The following is a 16,193-nucleotide window of genomic DNA, read 5'->3' as shown; positions in this document are numbered from 1 at the left end:
AGGCCGAAACAAGGAGAAGATAGAAGAATACATTCGGAATCAAGTTCGTGAGGACCAGGTAGCAGAACAACTGAGTTTGTTCGAAGTGACAGATCCTTTCACGGGAGAAAAGTATCGGAGAAAGTAAGTGGAGCTCTTTGAGAGCTAGCGAGGGAAAGTGGTGCAGGAGGGAAACCGATTCAGTAGGCCTTTAGGCCGTGGCCGGTAGCATAGGCTTCCAGCCGCAGAGCAAACCGCCCGTTGTCACGGGCGGTTTTGATTGTGCCCATTGTCTTGAAATGGGCTAGGTCGATAAGCTTTTATGTAAAAAAATGGTTACCATACTTTCCTATTAAGAGGGGATTGTGGTAGAATAAGATTGATAGAGTCTGCCTCGCTCAGGAGGCAACTAGATAGAGAAAGGAAGTTATTAATCAATGATTTTTAAAGTAACATATCAACCCAATACCCAACAAGTTCCTACTCGGGAAAATACCCAAACCCTTTATGTAGAAGCTGCTAGCAAAGGGGAAGCACGGGAATTGATTGCTAAGTATACACCATACAATGTGGAGTTCGTCCAAGAATTATCACCTGCTCATTTAGCTTATGAGCAAGAGTCCAACCCGGACTTCGAAGTGTCGGTGTTCTAGTATGGCAGTTAATTTAAAGAACAACGAAACCGGCGTCTTCGCCCTAGGGGGCTTAGGCGAAATCGGGAAGAACATGTATGGTGTACAGTTCCAAGATGAAATCATCTTATTAGACTGCGGGGTTATGTTCCCGGAAGATGATTTGCTAGGGATTGATTACGTAATTCCTGATTTTTCCTACATTATGCAAAACCAGAGTAAGGTTAAGGCCTTGATTATTAGTCACGGTCACGAAGACCACATTGGGGGGATTCCCTTCCTCTTGCAGCAAATCAATGTGCCTATCTATGCCGGCAAACTAGCGGCTTCACTGATTCGCAATAAGTTGCAAGAACGTGGCCTTCTGCGCCAAGCTGAAATTCACGAAATTGATGAAGATGCGGTCATTCGTTTCCGCAAGACCACAGTCAGTTTCTATTTGACTACCCACAGTATTCCAGAAGCCTACGGGGTGGTTGTTAAGACGCCTCCAGGCAACATTGTCTTTACAGGTGACTATAAGTTCGACTTCACTCCCGTAGGTAAGCCAGCGGACTTACACCGCATGGCTAAAATTGGGGAAGAGGGCGTCTTAGTCCTTTTAGGAGATTCTACCAACTCAGAAATTCCAACCTTTACCAAGTCGGAACAAGTGGTGGGGCAGTCCATTAAGAATATCATCCAAAAGGTAGAAGGCCGAGTTATCTTTGCAACCTTCGCCTCCAACGTTTCGCGTCTCCAACAGGTGGTTGAAACGGCTCAAGAAACAGGACGTAAGATTGCTGTTTTCGGTCGTAGTATGGAATCGGCCATTAAGACAGGGCGGGAACTGGGCTATATCAAAGATGATGATGAACTCTTTGTAGAGCAACGTGACCTTAACCGGGTACCGGCTGAGCAACTCATTATTCTCTGTACGGGTTCGCAAGGGGAACCGATGGCGGCCCTAAGTCGTATTGCCAACGGGACTCACCGTCAAATTCAAGTTCAACCTAACGATACAGTCATCTTCTCAAGTTCACCAATTCCTGGTAACACTATGAGTGTTAACCGAGTAATCAACCAACTCTGTGAAGTCGGTGCCCATGTGATTCATGGTAAGGTTAACAACATTCACACATCTGGTCACGGTGGTCAACAAGAGCAGCTGTTGATGATGCGCCTTATGAAACCTAAGTACTTCATGCCAGTTCACGGGGAATTCCGTATGCAGAGCATTCAAGCTGGCCTAGCCCAACAAACTGGGATTCCTAAGGAAAACTGCTTTGTTATGGAGAATGGGCAGATGCTAGCGGTAACTGCTGATAGTGCTCGGATTGCGGGCAAGTTTACGGCAAACAGTATCTATGTGGATGGTAGTGGCATTGGCGATATTGGCCATGTCGTGATTCGCGACCGTCGTAACCTATCAGAAGATGGCTTGGTAGTGATTTCTGCTACTTTAGACTATGAAAACAAGCAGTTGGTTAGCGGACCTGATATTATGTCGCGTGGCTTCATCTATATGCGAGAGTCTAGCGACCTAATTCACTCCTTACAGTCTAGCCTCAAGTCAGCCATTAACCGTGGCCTCAACGAAAATGGCAATAACGTGAGCGAACGCTTGATTCGCGATATGATTATGGACACCATCGTGCCTCTAATTTATGAACGGACCGAACGTTCTCCAATGATTATGCCAGTCTTGCTGGACATCAATAAGGGTGTCCGCCGTCGCAAACAACGAACCGAACAAGAGTAAGCAGAATCAAAATAGGCAAGCTTATTAGAAAAGAGGAATGTTTATGTCACGTATTGAAAAAGTAAGAGCTCAGCTCGCTGCACAAGGATTAGATGCCTTGGTAGTGACCAACTTAAAGAATATTCGCTATTTAGCTAATTTTACAGGGACGACTGCGGCCTTGATTATTACGTCAGATCAAGCCATTTTCGTGACCGATTTCCGTTATGTGCAGCAAGCAAGTAAGCAAGCACCAGATTTTACCTTGTTACAAAACAAAAAGGAAATCTTTGCTGAAATTAATGACTTCTTAGTTGCTCATAAGATTCAAAAAGTCGGGATTGAAGCGGACGAAATGAACGTTTCTACTTATCTTCGCATTAAGGACTTCTTTGGCCCAGAAGTGGTACCAACTCAGGGCTTAATTGAGAAAATCCGCGAAATTAAGGACGCAGACGAATTGGCAACCATGAAGAAGGCCTGCGAAATTACGGACCAAGCCTTCAGTCATATTCTGACCTTCATTAAGCCTGGTGTCACTGAGATTGAGGTGGCTAACGAGTTAGAACGTTACCTCAAAACCTTAGGAGCTAGTGCCATGTCCTTTGATACCATTATCGCTAGTGGCTTACGTTCTGCTATGCCTCATGGGGTAGCCTCTGACAAGGTGATTGAAGAAGGCGATGTAGTGACCTTAGACTTCGGTTGCTACTACCAAGGTTATTCTTCCGATATGACCCGGACTATTGCGGTCGGATCGATTGATCCAAAACTGGAAGAAATCTACCATGTCGTGCTTGATGCCCATAACTTGGTCAACCAAAAAGCGAAAGCTGGTATGACAGGGGCGGAACTAGACGCTATCGCGCGTGACTACATCAGTGAAAAAGGTTATGGCCAATACTTCGGCCATAGTTTGGGTCACGGTGTTGGTTTGGACATTCATGAAGCGCCAGGCGTTAATGCCAAGAATGACCAACCAGTGGAAGTTGGTATGGTCATTACCAATGAGCCCGGTATTTATATCGAAGGCTTAGGTGGTGTGCGGATTGAAGACGACTTAGTAGTTCATCCAGACCATGTAGAATTGCTCAACCGCAGTCCAAAAGAATTGATTATTTTAGAAGTTTAAACCTAAAAAGGAGGAAGCCCAGATGACCCAAGAAAACAGTCATTTTGAACCACAAACGGTGGCACCCTTAGGGGAAATTAACATCACTACTGGTGTCCTTGAAGCCATTGCAGCTAAAGCTGTAAGTGAAGTAGAAGGTGTCTACCAACTCCACAAATCCTTCCAAACAGAAGTAGGTGGATTCTTTGGTATGAATCCTGATCGGGTTGGCGCTCGTGTTCGCCGCGACGATTCAGAAATTGCCATTGATGTTAAAATCGACCTTAAATACGGTTATTCTGTACCTGAAGTAGCCATGAAGGTTCAACAAAAAGTTAAGGAACAAATCTTCTTCATGACGGATTTAGTTGTTCAAGAAGTCAATGTCCATGTTGCTAGCATCCAAACAGAAGCTAGTCAGGCAGTGGATTATCTCCATTTAGATGAAACTGATGGTGAGTAGTGTGACCAAGATGAGCAATCGACACCAAGTTCGGGAGAAGGCTGTTCAGACCATCTTCCAACTCATACGACCTCAAGTACCTGTCAGCCTAGACCAAGCTTGTGCCTTCGCTCTTGAAGCAGGTAACGACCCTGAAGCTGGATTTGAAGGCTCTGATGCCTACTTAGACCGCCTGGTTCAGGGTGTCAATCAAACAGCCGAAGAGTTAGACCAACGTATTAGTCATTATCTAGCTGAAGACTGGACCTTGGATCGCTTGGCGCGGATTGACCTAGCAATTCTACGTGTCGCTTTCTACGAACTGCTCTATGTGAGTGAGGACGAAGTGCCAAGCAAGGTAGCGGTCAATGAAGCAGTAGAGCTAGCCAAGACCTTTAGTGATGACAAATCAAAGCAATTCATTAATGGTGTACTGGCAGGTCTTCTAAAAGACCTTAAGAACTAAACATAAAAAGACCACCAAACTAAGATTTGGTGGTCTTTTTATGTTGTCTCAGAGCTTGGTAGAGGTCGTTAATGAGCGTGTCCACCTCATCCATAGGAAGGCCAGAAAAACTCAGGAAGATTTGCTGGTCGAAGCCAGTCTGGGCTTGGATAGAGAAGTCGGCTAGCGTCTTGAGCCGAATGCCCTCCTGAGCTAGCTGGGCTAGGAAAGGCTGGCTATGGAAAGCGAAACTCGGTTGAATTAATAGGTGGAGACCTGCATCAAGGCCAATGAGTTGGGCTTGAGGATCTTGCGCTTCAATGGCGTTAATCAGCCTATCACGCTTGCGTTTGTAGAAGCTCCGGGCTCGATTGAGATGGCGTTCTAAGTGACCTTGCTGGATAAAATCGTGAATAGCATACTGAGAGATGGTATTGAGGTTGACTGCGAATTGCTTTTCCTTCTGATAGAAAAGAGATAGAAGGCTTGTTGGTAATACCATATAGCTGATGCGGAGGCCAGGACTGAGAATGCGGGACAGGCTACCCATATAGATTACTTGATTTCCTTGGTCTAATTGTGCTAGAGAGGGGATAGGGCGTCCCGAGTATTTAAATTGGCTATCGTAGTCATCTTCAATAATCCAACGATTAGGACTCTGTCTAGCCCAGTCTAAGATGGCTTGGCGACGGGTTAGGGGCATAAGGGATCCAGTCGGAAATTGATGGGTAGGAGTAACGCTGAGAATATCTAACTGGTCCAGCGGCGCTTCTTCAATAGCTAAGCCTAGTTGATCAAGTGGGCAGGCTTGAACCTGCCAACCCATTTCTTTCAGAAATGGTAGCTGAGCGTGGTAGCCGGGATCTTCAATCCCAATTCGACGCTTAGGAGGAAGGAGCTGGACTAAAACTTGATAGAGGGCCTGAGCATTAGGGCCGAGGATTAGTTGGTCTGGTTGACATGGAACACCACGTTCGTTGGCTAAATAGCTGGCCAAACTACTTCTAAGTGGCGCTAAGCCCTGAACAGAACTAGGCTCAAGCAAGTCAGGGGACTGGGAGTCAAATCGCTGAGTATAAAGCCTACGGAAAATTTCATAGGGAAAGAGACTTGGGTCGGTTTCGGCCTTAGTTAAGTCGTGACGCCAACTTGGGCTAGGACTAGTGGTGAGGCTGGCTTCTTCCGAAGCCAGTTGGACTTGGAAACGCACATCGGCCACGAAGTATCCTTGGCGTGGTTTGGTTTCTAGGTAGCCTTCGAGGCTTAATTGGTCATAGGCGTTAATGACGGTATTGAGGCTGATGCCTAAATCCTTGGCCAATTGGCGTTTGCTTGGGAGCTTTTGATGGGCAGCTAAGTGGCCGGAATGGATTTGATTTTTAATAGCCTGATAAAGTTGACTGTAGAGCGCTTCTTTCTTGTTTGGGTCGAGATGAATAAGCATAGAGTCCTCCAACTGGTACTAGTCATTTATAAGAAACTGGCACTATTAATGGTACCAGAAATAGGGTATGATAACAAGCAGAGGGAGGGAATTGAATGGCAAGTATTTTGGTAGTGAATGATATTCCTGGCACAGGCCAGGTGGCTGGTTTAACGAATTTAGCTGTATTGAATGCAGCTGGTTACGAGGTGACCCTCCTGCCTACAGTTTACTTAACTCACCATACCGGACGTTGGCCAGTCTACCGCGAGAGTTTGGACGCAGCCTTTTCGGCCTCTTTAATGGCTTGGCGGCAGGTCAAGTTTCAGGCTATCGTGACCGGATATTTTGGCAATGCCAGCCAGATTCACCAATTTGTAAACTGGTATAAACATTACCAGTCCGATACCTTTTTGGTGGTGGACCCTATCATGGGAGATTGTGGTCAGCTTTATACCGGATTGGATCACGATTATGTTACAGCTATGCAAGAACTGGTTGCCCTAGCCGATTATGCCCTGCCGAATTTGACGGAGGCCTATCTCTTGGCTGGCCTAGATGCCGAGTTAGTTAAGACTCAGGAAGATAAGCAAGCTCTTGAGACTTTGGCTAATCTTGAATCTGCTCATAATTCTTGGGTCATCACAGGAATTGAAGCGGATGATCAGATTGGGGTGGCTTTTGGTTCTAATCAAGAGGCTTGGACTCAGCGCCAAGATTGTCATTTGTTTGGCACTGGAGACTTCTTCACTTCTTGCTTCCTAGCTTGCCAGGTAAGTGGTCTATCTCTAGAAGCGACATGCCAATGGTGTGTTGACCTGGTTGGTCGTGCAGTAGAAAACCAGGAGTTAAACCAAGCTATAGCTCGCCAGGAACTTTATTATCAGCCTTATTTACCTTTTATCAGTAAAACCTTAAGAAAAGAGGACTCATTATGAATCAAACAAAAACAGCCTTTCACCGTCGCTTAGTCGGCTATATTGAAATTGGCTTATTCGCAGCACTTATCTATTTTGCGATTACTTATTTAAAAATTCAGATGCCGGGTAGAACCATGGTTCATGCCGGCAATGCCTTGGTTGTTTTATCCGTCTTACTGCTAGGCTTCAAGCGTGGTTCTATTGCTTCCTTTTTGGGTCTTTTCATCTTCGATGTGCTCAATGGCTTTGCGGCTTCTGTCGCCTTTACGCTTTTGGAAGCAGCTCTGGTTTTGGTCACGGTTAATGCAGTCTACACCTATGTATTTAAGAAACGTGACACGCGCTTTAACCTTGTTGCGGTTTCCATTGTGGCTGGTTTAGTCAAGATTGTCAGCCGGCCAGTCTCCATTGTGGCGCAACAATTAGTTTTAGGTTCTAGCTGGAATGCAGCCATGGCAAAAGTAGTCGAGAAGATGCCGGCCACCTTCTTCACGGCTATCGTAACAGCCATCTTAGTAGGGATTCTCTACTATCCAATGAAGCGTGCAATCGAACGTTTCCATCCAATTGGCCAATAGTGATGATGTTGAAGCTGGTTTAACCAGCTTCTTTTTTCATGTTTAAAGAAATGCACAAAAATCTCAAAAGAAAGCGCATGAATTGCGTCTCAAGCCAAATAACGGTAGAATAAAAGAGACTATAAGGAAGGAATAGGTGACGATATGCCAGTATTAGAAATCAAGGATTTGCATGTGGCCATTGAAGGTAAGGAAATCCTTAAAGGGGTTAACTTAACCCTCAAAACAGGAGAAATTCATGCGGTCATGGGACCAAACGGGACCGGGAAGTCCACGCTAGCAGCGGCCATTATGGGTAACCCTGCCTATCAAGTAACCCAAGGTGAGATTCTCTTAGATGGTGAAGATGTCTTAGAGATGGAAGTAGATGAACGCGCCCGTGCTGGTCTTTTCTTGGCGGTGCAATATCCAAGTGAGATTCCAGGCGTCACCAACGCTGAGTTTATGCGCGCAGCCATTAACTCTCGACGGGATGACGACAACAAGATGGGCGTCCGCGAATTCATCAAGAAATTGGATGAGAAGATGGCGCTACTAGATATGCCAGAAGAAATGGCCGAACGCTATCTCAATGAAGGTTTTTCAGGTGGGGAGAAGAAGCGTAATGAAATCCTACAATGCCTCATGATTGAGCCTAGCTTTGCTATTTTGGATGAAATCGACTCTGGTCTCGATATTGATGCCCTTAAAGTGGTATCCAAGGGCGTAAATGCCATGCGGGGGGAAGGTTTTGGTTCCCTGATTATCACCCACTATCAAAGATTACTCAATTACATCACGCCCGATGTGGTCCACATTATGATGGAAGGGCGCGTGGTAATGACAGGCGATGCCGAATTAGCTAAACGCTTGGAGGCGGAAGGTTATAAGGGTATCAGTGAAGAATTAGGTCTTCACTATGATGAGAAAGCCTAGGTGATAGCATGACTAGCAAACACTATTTAGACCAGATGCAGGCTTTGGCTACTTTTGCCGGTCTGCCAGACTGGTTCCGCGCTATTCAAAATCAAGCTCATTCAGTCTGGCAGGATTTGCAGTTGCCAGTGATTGAGCGGGTTAAGTATCACCGTTGGCCCCTCTTGTCCCAAGAAGTAGTAGCGCCACAAACGCTAGAGGAGCCTTTACTCTATGGTCTGGATGCAGCTTTGGCTGAGCAAGACCATCTGAGTGGGCAGATTGTGCATGTGGGCAATCATACCCTAGTAGAAAGTTTGGACCAAGACTTAGTCGATCAAGGGGTAATTGTGACGGATTTGTTCCAAGCTCTTGCTGACTATCCTGACTTGGTTAAGGAACATCTCTTTTCGGTGATTGGTGCCCATGAAGACCAAATAGAAGCCTATCATACGGCTTTTATGAATGGGGGGCTCTTCATCTATGTTCCAAGAAATGTGGCTGTGACTTTGCCGCTAGAAGCCCTCTTGGTTCAAGACAGTCGCTATGGTCAAGCCTTCAACAAGCATGTCCTGATTGTGCTTGAACAAGGGGCGAGTTTAGATTATGTGGAGCGTTTAGAAACTTATGGTGATAAGCCAAACTCTGCTACCTATTTCGTTGAAGTGGTCGTTAAGGCTGGCGCACAGATTAAGTATTCAGCAGTCGATACCCTAGGGGCCAAAAGCCACGCCTACATTAAGCGTTATGCCCAAACGGCGCGCGATGCTAAAATTGATTGGGCTATCGGTGAACTTAATGACGGTAATGTCATCTTAGACTTAGACACCTACCTCAATGGTGATGGTTCTGAATCACAAGTGCAGATTGTCGGTATTTCAACCGGTAAGCAAATCCAAGGCATTGATTCTAAGGTAGTTAACCGAGGTAATCATTCTGTCGGGAACATTCTGCAGCATGGGGTTATCTTGGACCGGGCAACCTTGACCTTCAACGGGATTGGGCTGATTGAAAAATACGCCAAGGGCGCCGATGCTCAGCAGGAAAGCCGAGTACTCATGTTATCTGAGAAGGCTCGAGGCGATGCCAACCCTATCCTTTTAATTGAAGAATTTGAAGTGACTGCAGGACACGCGGCTTCTGTAGGGCAAGTAGATGAAGAGCAACTCTACTACCTGATGAGCCGAGGCTTAAGCCGTGAAGCTGCTGAGTATTTAGTAGTACGTGGTTTCCTAGGCCCAGTTATTGTGCAAATGCCTTCGGCAGAAATCAGACGACAGTTAGTAGAAATTATAGACCGTAAATTAAGTGGTTTAGAAGGTAGCCAGGAAGATTAAGCCTATTAAAAACGAAAGGAGACAGTACATGCCAGCAGAGATTACTAGCCCATCACCATGGGCTAAGGACTTTCCCATACTCAAGCAAAAGGTCCATGGCCAAGACTTGATTTATTTTGATAATGCGGCGACTAGTCAGAAGCCACAGCTTGTCTTGGATTGCTTGGCTGATTACTATCTCCAAGACAATGCCAATATCCATCGTGGGGTTCATAGTCTGGCCAACCGAGCCACTCAAGACTATGAAGCAGCCCGCCAGAGAGTAGCTGACTTCATGGGTGCCCAGCCGCAAGAAATTATTTTTACCAGTGGGACTACTGCGGGTTTGAATTTTCTGGCGGACCGTTGGATAGGACCTAGTTTACAGCCAGGAGACCAAATTGGAGTGACCTACCTAGAACATCATTCCAATCTAGTGCCTTGGCAAGTCCTAGCTCAAGAGAAGGGTGCCAAACTCCGGTATCTCCCCTTGACGGAGGATCATCACTTGGATTTAGTGGCCTTGGAAGACAGCGATTGGGCCAAACTTAAGGTCATTACCATCCATCATGTCTCCAATGTCTTGGGTATCTCTCAGGATATAGCTGCTTTAACAGCCTGGGCTAAACCACGAGGCATTAAGGTCATTGTGGATGGTGCTCAGGCGGTCGCCCATTTGCCAGTAGATGTAGGAAGTCTGGGAGTCGATGCCTACTGTTGGAGTGGTCATAAGCTCTACGGTCCGACTGGCATTGGGGTTTGTTATCTCAAGCAAGAACATCATGCCACTTGCCAACCATTTTTCTACGGTGGTGAAATGGTTCATCAAGTAGGAGATTACCAAACAGACTATGCGGTCGCTCCACAGAAATTCGAAGGGGGGACGCCGCCTATTGCTCAGGCCATTGGCTTGGCAGCCGCCATTGAATGGCTGTCCGCTATCGGATGGCAGGAGATGGAAGCCCATGAAAGTCATCTGACGCTAGAACTTGCAAGAGGCCTACAGGCTATTCCCGGTGTGGAAGTCTATGGACACGGCCACGGCATTGTGACCTTCAATATTTCGGGTGTCCATCCCCATGATGCGGCGACGGCCTATGATTTAGAAGGCATTGCCCTACGAGCAGGCCACCATTGTGCCCAGCCTTTAATGCGCCGCTTAGGTCAGGCAGCGACTTTGCGGGCAAGTATGGCGCTCTATAATGATGCACAAGAAGTCGCACGTTTTATCGAGGTTACCAAAGCAGTGAAGGAGTTTTTCTGTCCATGAGTTTAAATCAATTAAATCAACTCTATCGCCAAGTTATTTTGGACCATGGGCAACATCCCCGTCATTTTGGTAAGTTGGACCATGCCAGTCAGGAAGTGGAGCTATTCAATCCTACTTGTGGCGATGCAATTGTCTTGTCTCTTAAAATTGAAGATGATTATATTGTTGATTTGGCCTTTAGTGGCCAGGGTTGTACTATTAGCATGGCTTCTGCCAGTATGATGTGCGAGGCTTTGTTGGGCAAAACCAAGGATCAAGCCCTAGCCATGATTGCGACTTTTCAAGCCCTAGTAGGTGGGCCTGGACAAGTGGACGATTCTTGGGAGCAAGCGCTAGGTGATGCGGCTCTCCTAGAAGGCGTTAAGGCTTTTCCGGCCCGATATAAGTGTGCCATCCTAGCCTGGAAAGCCCTAGGACTGGGATTAGATCAAGATACAAGCTTGGATGAAGGTTTAAGCCGTCAGAACCAAGTGCAAGAAAGTGAGTGAAGATAATGAGTGACGTACCTGTTGTTAACGACTATGCCTATGGCTTCCACGACGATGCCGAAATTATCTTTTCCACGGGTAAGGGTCTGAGTGAAGAGGTTATTCGGACTATTTCCAAGGAAAAAGGGGAGCCTGAATGGATGTTAGACTACCGTCTGCGTTCACTTAAGGTCTTCCGTGATAGTAAGTTGCCTGACTGGGGACCAGACCTGTCAGAACTAGATTTTGACGATATTATTTATTATCAGAAGGCTATGGATCGTCCGGCCCGTTCTTGGGATGATGTGCCTGATGAAATTAAGGAGACTTTTGAACGGATTGGGATTCCCCAGGCTGAACGAGAGTATCTAGCGGGTGCTGCGGTTCAATATGAATCGGAAGCAGTTTACCACAATATGAAGGCAGAGTTTGAAAAATTAGGCATTGTCTTTACTGATACGGACTCTGGCTTACGAGAATATCCTGAGATTTTCAAGGAACATTTTGGGACAGTGGTACCACCAACCGATAACTTCGAGGCTGCTCTCAATAGTGCTGCTTGGAGTGGGGGAACCTTTATCTATGTTCCCAAAGGGGTCAAATGTGATATTCCACTTCAAACCTATTTCCGCATTAATAATGAGGGGACTGGGCAGTTTGAGCGGACCCTGATTATTGTAGACGAGGGCGCCAGCATCCACTATGTGGAAGGCTGTACGGCACCAACTTACTCGACCGCGTCGCTCCATGCCGCCATTGTGGAAATTATTGTCAAAAAAGACGCCTATTGTCGTTATACCACCATTCAAAACTGGTCAAATAATGTCTATAACCTGGTGACTAAGCGGGCCCATGCCCATGCGGGAGCGACCATGGAGTGGATTGATGGTAACCTAGGCGCTCATACCACCATGAAGTATCCAAGTGTCTACCTTCAAGGAGAAGGGGCGCGAGGCACCATGCTTTCCATTGCCTTTGCGGGTAAAAACCAGAAACAGGATACAGGTGCTAAGATGATTCATAATGCGCCTAACACCTCTAGTTCCATTGTGTCCAAATCCATCGCCAAGGATGGGGGAGAGGTTAACTACCGGGGGCAAGTAACCTTCGCTAAGAACTCTAAGCGCTCAATTTCCCATATTGAATGCGACACCATTATTATGGACCAGGCCTCTAAGTCTGATACTATTCCTTTTAACGAGATTCATAATGGGCAAGTCTCCTTGGAGCACGAAGCCAAAGTCTCTAAGATTTCGGAGGAACAACTCTTCTACTTGATGAGTCGAGGCCTGTCCGAGTCAGAAGCGACGGAAATGATTATCATGGGCTTTGTTGAGCCTTTTACTAAGGAATTACCAATGGAATATGCGGTTGAGCTCAACCGCCTCATTAGTTATGAAATGGAAGGCTCTGTTGGCTAGACAGGGGCTATCAAGATAAGTTAAAGACACCCCGTGACTTAGGATGATGCCAAGTCACGGGGTGTCTGATAAATAAAAATCCTCATTGGCCAGTGTGACACTAGCAATGAGGATTTTTAAATGAATTATTTTGGTGTCCAAGTTTTAAGAATTTCTTCTAAGGCATCCATGTCTTTTGGTGCCCCTTCGACCGCTAAGTAGTAGACTGAATCAGGGTCAGACTCAGGGGTGAAGAAAATGAGACGCAAGGTTTTATCCTTAAATTGTGCCTCAACACCGACTACGTCTTTATAGCTAGATGGATAGCCCTTGACTGCACCTAAGGTGAGTTTTTCATGGTCGGGCATGGTGGCATAGGTAGCCATGCGGTCAGTCGCAAATACATAAGGTTTAGGTAATTTGCTGAAGACAGGGTGGTTTTCAACCCCTTGATAAGGTTGCATCTTATCCAATGTGACCACCGTAAAAGCGTCTTTAGAAGACCATTGAAGCTGGCTAGATGAGTGTTCTCCAAGTTCATTGAATTTAACAAAGTCTGAAGGAATCATGAGATAGCCGAGTGTGTCGCTACCGACTTTCTGACTTAGATCAAGTTTAGTGCCAGCTTGACTACTAGAGGATTCTTCGGCCAAGACAGTTTGAGGTGCAAGCACGACCAAACTAGCCAAAAGACATAAAAAGGTTAAAAATCGTTTCATTGTGTGGCTCCTCCTTCTTAAGGTTTCTTACTAGACCAGGTTTTAGCAATGTCACCGAATGAGGAAAGGCTCTCTGAATTAGGGCCGTCCATGCCAATTAGGTAGACATAGTTGCTATCATTTTTATCGGTGAAATAGACACTGCCAATAGCACTGGAATCCTTATAGCTAACTAGGTAGTAGCCATCAGGTAGATTGTCGAAACCTGCAGGTCCGGATTGAAAGGTAAGTTCTTTATCAGGTAGGCGATAAACAACTTCTTTCATGATAATCCAAGCTGGAAGAGTTAACTTAGCCAAGGACTGAGGCTTACTTTGAATATAATCTGTCGCATTCAGTCTCATTAAGCTAATCGATGTGTTGGTGGATTTATTGACGAATGACAGACCGCCAGTGTTTTGGTCACCAGTTTCGTTCGCTTCGTAGCCCTCGGGAAGGGTTAAGTAGCCAACCGTATCGTTGCCGACAACTTGTGTGCCAGCCGTTGCTGCGCTTGAAGTTTGACTAGCTGTGCTAGCGTTAGACTCAGCGAGAATGGCGACAGGCTGCCAGAGGGTAGTGGCCAGCAGTCCTAAGGCTACAAGCCGACTGAGTTTTTTATTCATGAAAATCATCCTTTCATTGCCAGAGGGAAAGCCTCTTAACTTAGGGGACAAGTTTGTAGGCTTGCCACCTATATGGATAGTATAGCACTTCTACTAGGGGCATTCAAGAAAGGCTAGTTTCAGAAAAAAGCTAAAGATAAGGTTTTAGCAGCATATTGAAAGGTGACTGGGGTGTATTTGTGTGCTTTTAGGCTTTACATTAGCCCCGAATGATTTGTGAAGGTTTAGGTCTAAATGTTAAGAAACCTTGAAATTTGAAAGACAAATGTGGTAATTCATCGTACTCAGGGAGTCAGTGTGTTACAATATACTTAGACCAAATTCTCTAGATTTAGGAGTGAGGAAACTATGAAGAAATCAACTAAATGCCTCGTTGCTTTAATGGCAGCTCTTGCTGTGGCACCTAACGTGGCCTATTTAAGCCAACCAACATCAGAACTAGTTTCTGCGGTAGAACAAGCTCAACAACAAAAACTATTGTCTCTGGGAGCTTCGTTAAACCCACAGCAACAAGAACAAACCAAGAACCTCTTAGGTGCTAAGGACTTTAGCTCAGCCAATACGCTCATGGTAGATGGTAATACCATCAACCAATATCTACATGATGGATCTAACGCAAGTACTACTGTTTATTCCAGTGCTTATATTGAACAACAAGCGGCTGGTTATGGGGTACAAGTTCAAATTGTGACACCTCAAAACATCACTTTAGTTAGTGCGACGACTTATCAGAACGCAGCCATTACGTCTGGTGCTAAGGATGTGCTGATTCGTATTGCCACCGTTAGTCCTGTAACGGGTGAGGGGGCATTGGCAGGGGTCTATGCCTTACTTGCTAAGTCAGGGGTTAAAGTAGACGAGAAAGCTGTTAAGGTAGCTGAGAAAGAAATCAAGGTAGTCGAAGTTGTTAAGAAAGAAGATAAACTAGACGACACCAAGGCTAACCAAATTATTTCTGAAATCAAAAAAGAGGTCACCAACCAACAAGCCAACCAAGGGGTAAACGTGGATACCCAAGTGGCACAAACCATTGTTAACCAAGTAATCAACAACACCACTGTTAACAACAATACGACCATTAATAACAACACTACTAACAATAACACGACCGTTAATATTTCTGATTCAACTAAGGAAGAGTTAGTAAAATTAGCGGAAGAATATGCTAAGACTGAGGCAGCTAAGTCTAAAGATACTATCCAACAATTAGAAAAATCTGTAGACAATAGCCTCAATGCACCTTGGAAGGAAGTCCTCAACAGCTTAGATGAAGCTAGCGCGCCAAGCAAAGAAGAAATCTTAAATGCGGAACGCAAAGACTACTCTGATCAAGCTGTTTACAACCCAATTCTGCCGGCAATGTTCAAGAAATTCTATGAACGTGTGCAAAATGGCGAGCCTGTTTATGACATTTACTCTCATACCTTCATCCTGGAAAAATTCTTACCAGACATGAAGCCAGAGGAAAAACAAGCCCTCAACCAATTGCGGGTATACCTCTATCAATACACCAACACTTTAGACAAGGATCGTAAGGAAGCTTTGGGTAGCGACTACACCAGTGTTAAACAACGTTGGACTGCTCAACTCAATGCTGCTGAAGCGGTGGGGAACCAAGCAGAGCTTAAGAGCCTAACAGACAAGTTTGCTTTGGCGACAGGTTATGCTAATGAAGTGTATGCCTACGAATTCGTTCAAGATGGTAGCAAGATTACTGCCTTCCCTCGTGTGGACTTAGTAACCCATGTATCAACAGCTGATCACCTCTTCTATGATACAGCGACTGGTCAAGTTAGTGTAGGGATTGAGCCAAATGTAACGCCTGTAGCCAATGGACTCTTTAGCTTCCAAAATGCTTACGGTGTTGACGTGAAGCCAAGCGCTGATTTAACGATCAACTTACCAAAAGACTTTAAGATTCCGGGTTATAATGGGGAAAATCAAGCAAGCAGCTCCAATAGCCAAGAATCCCAAGCTTCTGGGCAAAATCCAGCTGAAGCGTCAACCTCTCCTGCTAATCAAGATCAAAACCAACCTGCACCAGCTCAACCTGGTACTGAATCCAGTGAAGCAGGCCAACCTGCAAATAACGGTCAAAACCCATAAGGGTTAGCATAATAAAGAGCCCCCTCGGTACGCCAGAAAGGCAGTGCCGAGGGTCTTTAATTCGTTTAGATATTTCAATTGTTACATTTAACGCTCAAATCTAACTTTCTGCTTTAAAATCCCCGCTATTAGTGGTATAATCGAAAATGATTATTTAGGCATTTTT

General features: G+C 45.5%; 16 protein-coding genes and 1 pseudogene. 14 read left to right on the top strand and 3 right to left on the bottom strand.

What is annotated here, in order from left to right; all coding sequences use genetic code 11:
• The 6 genes and pseudogenes from GCWU000182_RS10305 to nusB form a co-directional block, all read left to right on the top strand.
• A pseudogene (locus tag GCWU000182_RS10305) lies at positions 1-127 on the top strand (IS200/IS605 family transposase); the annotation flags it as partial.
• A 289-nt stretch (positions 128-416) separates the two neighbouring features.
• Positions 417-632, top strand: a complete 216-nt coding sequence (locus GCWU000182_RS01540; RefSeq protein WP_023390973.1) for a DNA-directed RNA polymerase subunit epsilon — start codon at positions 417-419, stop codon at positions 630-632.
• Between the two features lies 1 nt (position 633).
• Positions 634-2,352, top strand: a complete 1,719-nt coding sequence (gene rnjA, locus GCWU000182_RS01535) for a ribonuclease J1 (RefSeq protein ID WP_023390972.1) — start codon at positions 634-636, stop codon at positions 2,350-2,352.
• A gap of 43 nt (positions 2,353-2,395) precedes the next feature.
• Entirely contained in the window at positions 2,396-3,463 is a 1,068-nt protein-coding gene (locus GCWU000182_RS01530) for a M24 family metallopeptidase (RefSeq protein WP_035363885.1), read from the top strand.
• Between the two features lie 22 nt (positions 3,464-3,485).
• The gene (locus GCWU000182_RS01525; RefSeq protein ID WP_023390970.1) at positions 3,486-3,905 is read left to right on the top strand and encodes an Asp23/Gls24 family envelope stress response protein; all 420 of its coding nucleotides are present in this window, start codon (positions 3,486-3,488) and stop codon (positions 3,903-3,905) included.
• Between the two features lie 10 nt (positions 3,906-3,915).
• Complete coding sequence (gene nusB, locus GCWU000182_RS01520; protein WP_246269776.1) at positions 3,916-4,350, top strand: transcription antitermination factor NusB; 435 nt, start codon at positions 3,916-3,918, stop codon at positions 4,348-4,350.
• 19 nt (positions 4,351-4,369) lie between these two features.
• Here the strand turns inward: nusB and pdxR are convergent, their stop codons facing one another.
• Positions 4,370-5,773 carry a MocR-like pyridoxine biosynthesis transcription factor PdxR gene (gene pdxR / locus GCWU000182_RS01515; RefSeq protein WP_023390968.1) on the bottom strand — a complete coding sequence of 468 codons (1,404 nt, stop codon included), beginning with the start codon at positions 5,771-5,773 and terminating at the stop codon, positions 4,370-4,372.
• A 95-nt stretch (positions 5,774-5,868) separates the two neighbouring features.
• On the opposite strand from pdxR, the gene GCWU000182_RS01510 reads away from it, so the two are divergent.
• The 7 genes from GCWU000182_RS01510 to sufB all read left to right on the top strand — a co-directional run bounded on the left by GCWU000182_RS01510 (position 5,869) and on the right by sufB (position 12,618).
• Positions 5,869-6,690 (top strand): bifunctional hydroxymethylpyrimidine kinase/phosphomethylpyrimidine kinase, encoded by an 822-nt coding sequence (locus GCWU000182_RS01510; protein ID WP_023390967.1) that lies wholly within the window; start codon positions 5,869-5,871, stop codon positions 6,688-6,690.
• Positions 6,687-7,250, top strand: coding sequence for an ECF transporter S component (locus GCWU000182_RS01505; protein WP_023390966.1), 564 nt, complete (start codon positions 6,687-6,689; stop codon positions 7,248-7,250). The genes GCWU000182_RS01510 and GCWU000182_RS01505 overlap by 4 nt, the downstream gene beginning before the upstream one ends.
• A gap of 144 nt (positions 7,251-7,394) precedes the next feature.
• Positions 7,395-8,165: a Fe-S cluster assembly ATPase SufC gene (gene sufC, locus GCWU000182_RS01500; RefSeq protein WP_023390965.1), complete on the top strand. Its 771-nt coding sequence runs from the start codon at positions 7,395-7,397 to the stop codon at positions 8,163-8,165.
• Between the two features lie 8 nt (positions 8,166-8,173).
• The gene (gene sufD / locus GCWU000182_RS01495; protein ID WP_023390964.1) at positions 8,174-9,481 is read left to right on the top strand and encodes a Fe-S cluster assembly protein SufD; all 1,308 of its coding nucleotides are present in this window, start codon (positions 8,174-8,176) and stop codon (positions 9,479-9,481) included.
• A 28-nt stretch (positions 9,482-9,509) separates the two neighbouring features.
• On the top strand, positions 9,510-10,730 hold the full coding sequence (locus tag GCWU000182_RS01490; RefSeq protein ID WP_023390963.1) for an aminotransferase class V-fold PLP-dependent enzyme: 1,221 nt from the start codon (positions 9,510-9,512) through the stop codon (positions 10,728-10,730).
• Positions 10,727-11,218, top strand: a complete 492-nt coding sequence (gene sufU / locus GCWU000182_RS01485; protein WP_023390962.1) for a Fe-S cluster assembly sulfur transfer protein SufU — start codon at positions 10,727-10,729, stop codon at positions 11,216-11,218. Before GCWU000182_RS01490 ends, sufU begins: the two co-directional genes overlap by 4 nt.
• Before the next feature lie 5 nt (positions 11,219-11,223).
• Positions 11,224-12,618 carry a Fe-S cluster assembly protein SufB gene (gene sufB / locus GCWU000182_RS01480; protein WP_035363883.1) on the top strand — a complete coding sequence of 465 codons (1,395 nt, stop codon included), beginning with the start codon at positions 11,224-11,226 and terminating at the stop codon, positions 12,616-12,618.
• Between the two features lie 125 nt (positions 12,619-12,743).
• Here the strand turns inward: sufB and GCWU000182_RS01475 are convergent, their stop codons facing one another.
• Positions 12,744-13,316, bottom strand: coding sequence for a hypothetical protein (locus GCWU000182_RS01475; RefSeq protein WP_023390960.1), 573 nt, complete (start codon positions 13,314-13,316; stop codon positions 12,744-12,746).
• Positions 13,317-13,333: 17 nt separating this feature from the next.
• A complete protein-coding gene (locus GCWU000182_RS01470; protein WP_035363881.1) occupies positions 13,334-13,921 on the bottom strand; it encodes a hypothetical protein in 588 nt (195 codons plus the stop codon).
• A 348-nt stretch (positions 13,922-14,269) separates the two neighbouring features.
• Here GCWU000182_RS01470 and GCWU000182_RS01465 point away from each other — a divergent pair, with 348 nt between their 5' ends.
• The gene (locus tag GCWU000182_RS01465; RefSeq protein ID WP_023390958.1) at positions 14,270-16,027 is read left to right on the top strand and encodes a DUF1002 domain-containing protein; all 1,758 of its coding nucleotides are present in this window, start codon (positions 14,270-14,272) and stop codon (positions 16,025-16,027) included.
• Positions 16,028-16,193: the final 166 nt, after the last annotated feature.

It is taken from the genome of Abiotrophia defectiva ATCC 49176 (assembly GCF_000160075.2).
Classification (GTDB): Bacteria; Bacillota; Bacilli; order Lactobacillales; family Aerococcaceae; genus Abiotrophia; species Abiotrophia defectiva.
Note: the sequence above shows the minus strand (reverse complement) of the source record. Positions and strands in the feature narration are given on the sequence as shown.

Bases quoted from the DNA above. Each gene is read 5' to 3' on its own strand.
- pdxR (WP_023390968.1), bottom strand. From the start codon at position 5,773: ATGCTTATTCATCTCGACCCAAACAAGAAAGAAGCGCTCTACAGTCAA.
- rnjA (WP_023390972.1), top strand. From the start codon at position 634: ATGGCAGTTAATTTAAAGAACAACGAAACCGGCGTCTTCGCCCTAGGG.
- sufD (WP_023390964.1), top strand. From the start codon at position 8,174: ATGACTAGCAAACACTATTTAGACCAGATGCAGGCTTTGGCTACTTTT.
- GCWU000182_RS01490 (WP_023390963.1), top strand. From the start codon at position 9,510: ATGCCAGCAGAGATTACTAGCCCATCACCATGGGCTAAGGACTTTCCC.
- sufC (WP_023390965.1), top strand. From the start codon at position 7,395: ATGCCAGTATTAGAAATCAAGGATTTGCATGTGGCCATTGAAGGTAAG.
- sufU (WP_023390962.1), top strand. From the start codon at position 10,727: ATGAGTTTAAATCAATTAAATCAACTCTATCGCCAAGTTATTTTGGAC.
- GCWU000182_RS01505 (WP_023390966.1), top strand. From the start codon at position 6,687: ATGAATCAAACAAAAACAGCCTTTCACCGTCGCTTAGTCGGCTATATT.
- GCWU000182_RS01510 (WP_023390967.1), top strand. From the start codon at position 5,869: ATGGCAAGTATTTTGGTAGTGAATGATATTCCTGGCACAGGCCAGGTG.
- nusB (WP_246269776.1), top strand. From the start codon at position 3,916: ATGAGCAATCGACACCAAGTTCGGGAGAAGGCTGTTCAGACCATCTTC.
- GCWU000182_RS01470 (WP_035363881.1), bottom strand. From the start codon at position 13,921: ATGAATAAAAAACTCAGTCGGCTTGTAGCCTTAGGACTGCTGGCCACT.
- GCWU000182_RS01530 (WP_035363885.1), top strand. From the start codon at position 2,396: ATGTCACGTATTGAAAAAGTAAGAGCTCAGCTCGCTGCACAAGGATTA.
- GCWU000182_RS01475 (WP_023390960.1), bottom strand. From the start codon at position 13,316: ATGAAACGATTTTTAACCTTTTTATGTCTTTTGGCTAGTTTGGTCGTG.
- sufB (WP_035363883.1), top strand. From the start codon at position 11,224: ATGAGTGACGTACCTGTTGTTAACGACTATGCCTATGGCTTCCACGAC.
- GCWU000182_RS01465 (WP_023390958.1), top strand. From the start codon at position 14,270: ATGAAGAAATCAACTAAATGCCTCGTTGCTTTAATGGCAGCTCTTGCT.
- GCWU000182_RS01540 (WP_023390973.1), top strand. From the start codon at position 417: ATGATTTTTAAAGTAACATATCAACCCAATACCCAACAAGTTCCTACT.
- GCWU000182_RS01525 (WP_023390970.1), top strand. From the start codon at position 3,486: ATGACCCAAGAAAACAGTCATTTTGAACCACAAACGGTGGCACCCTTA.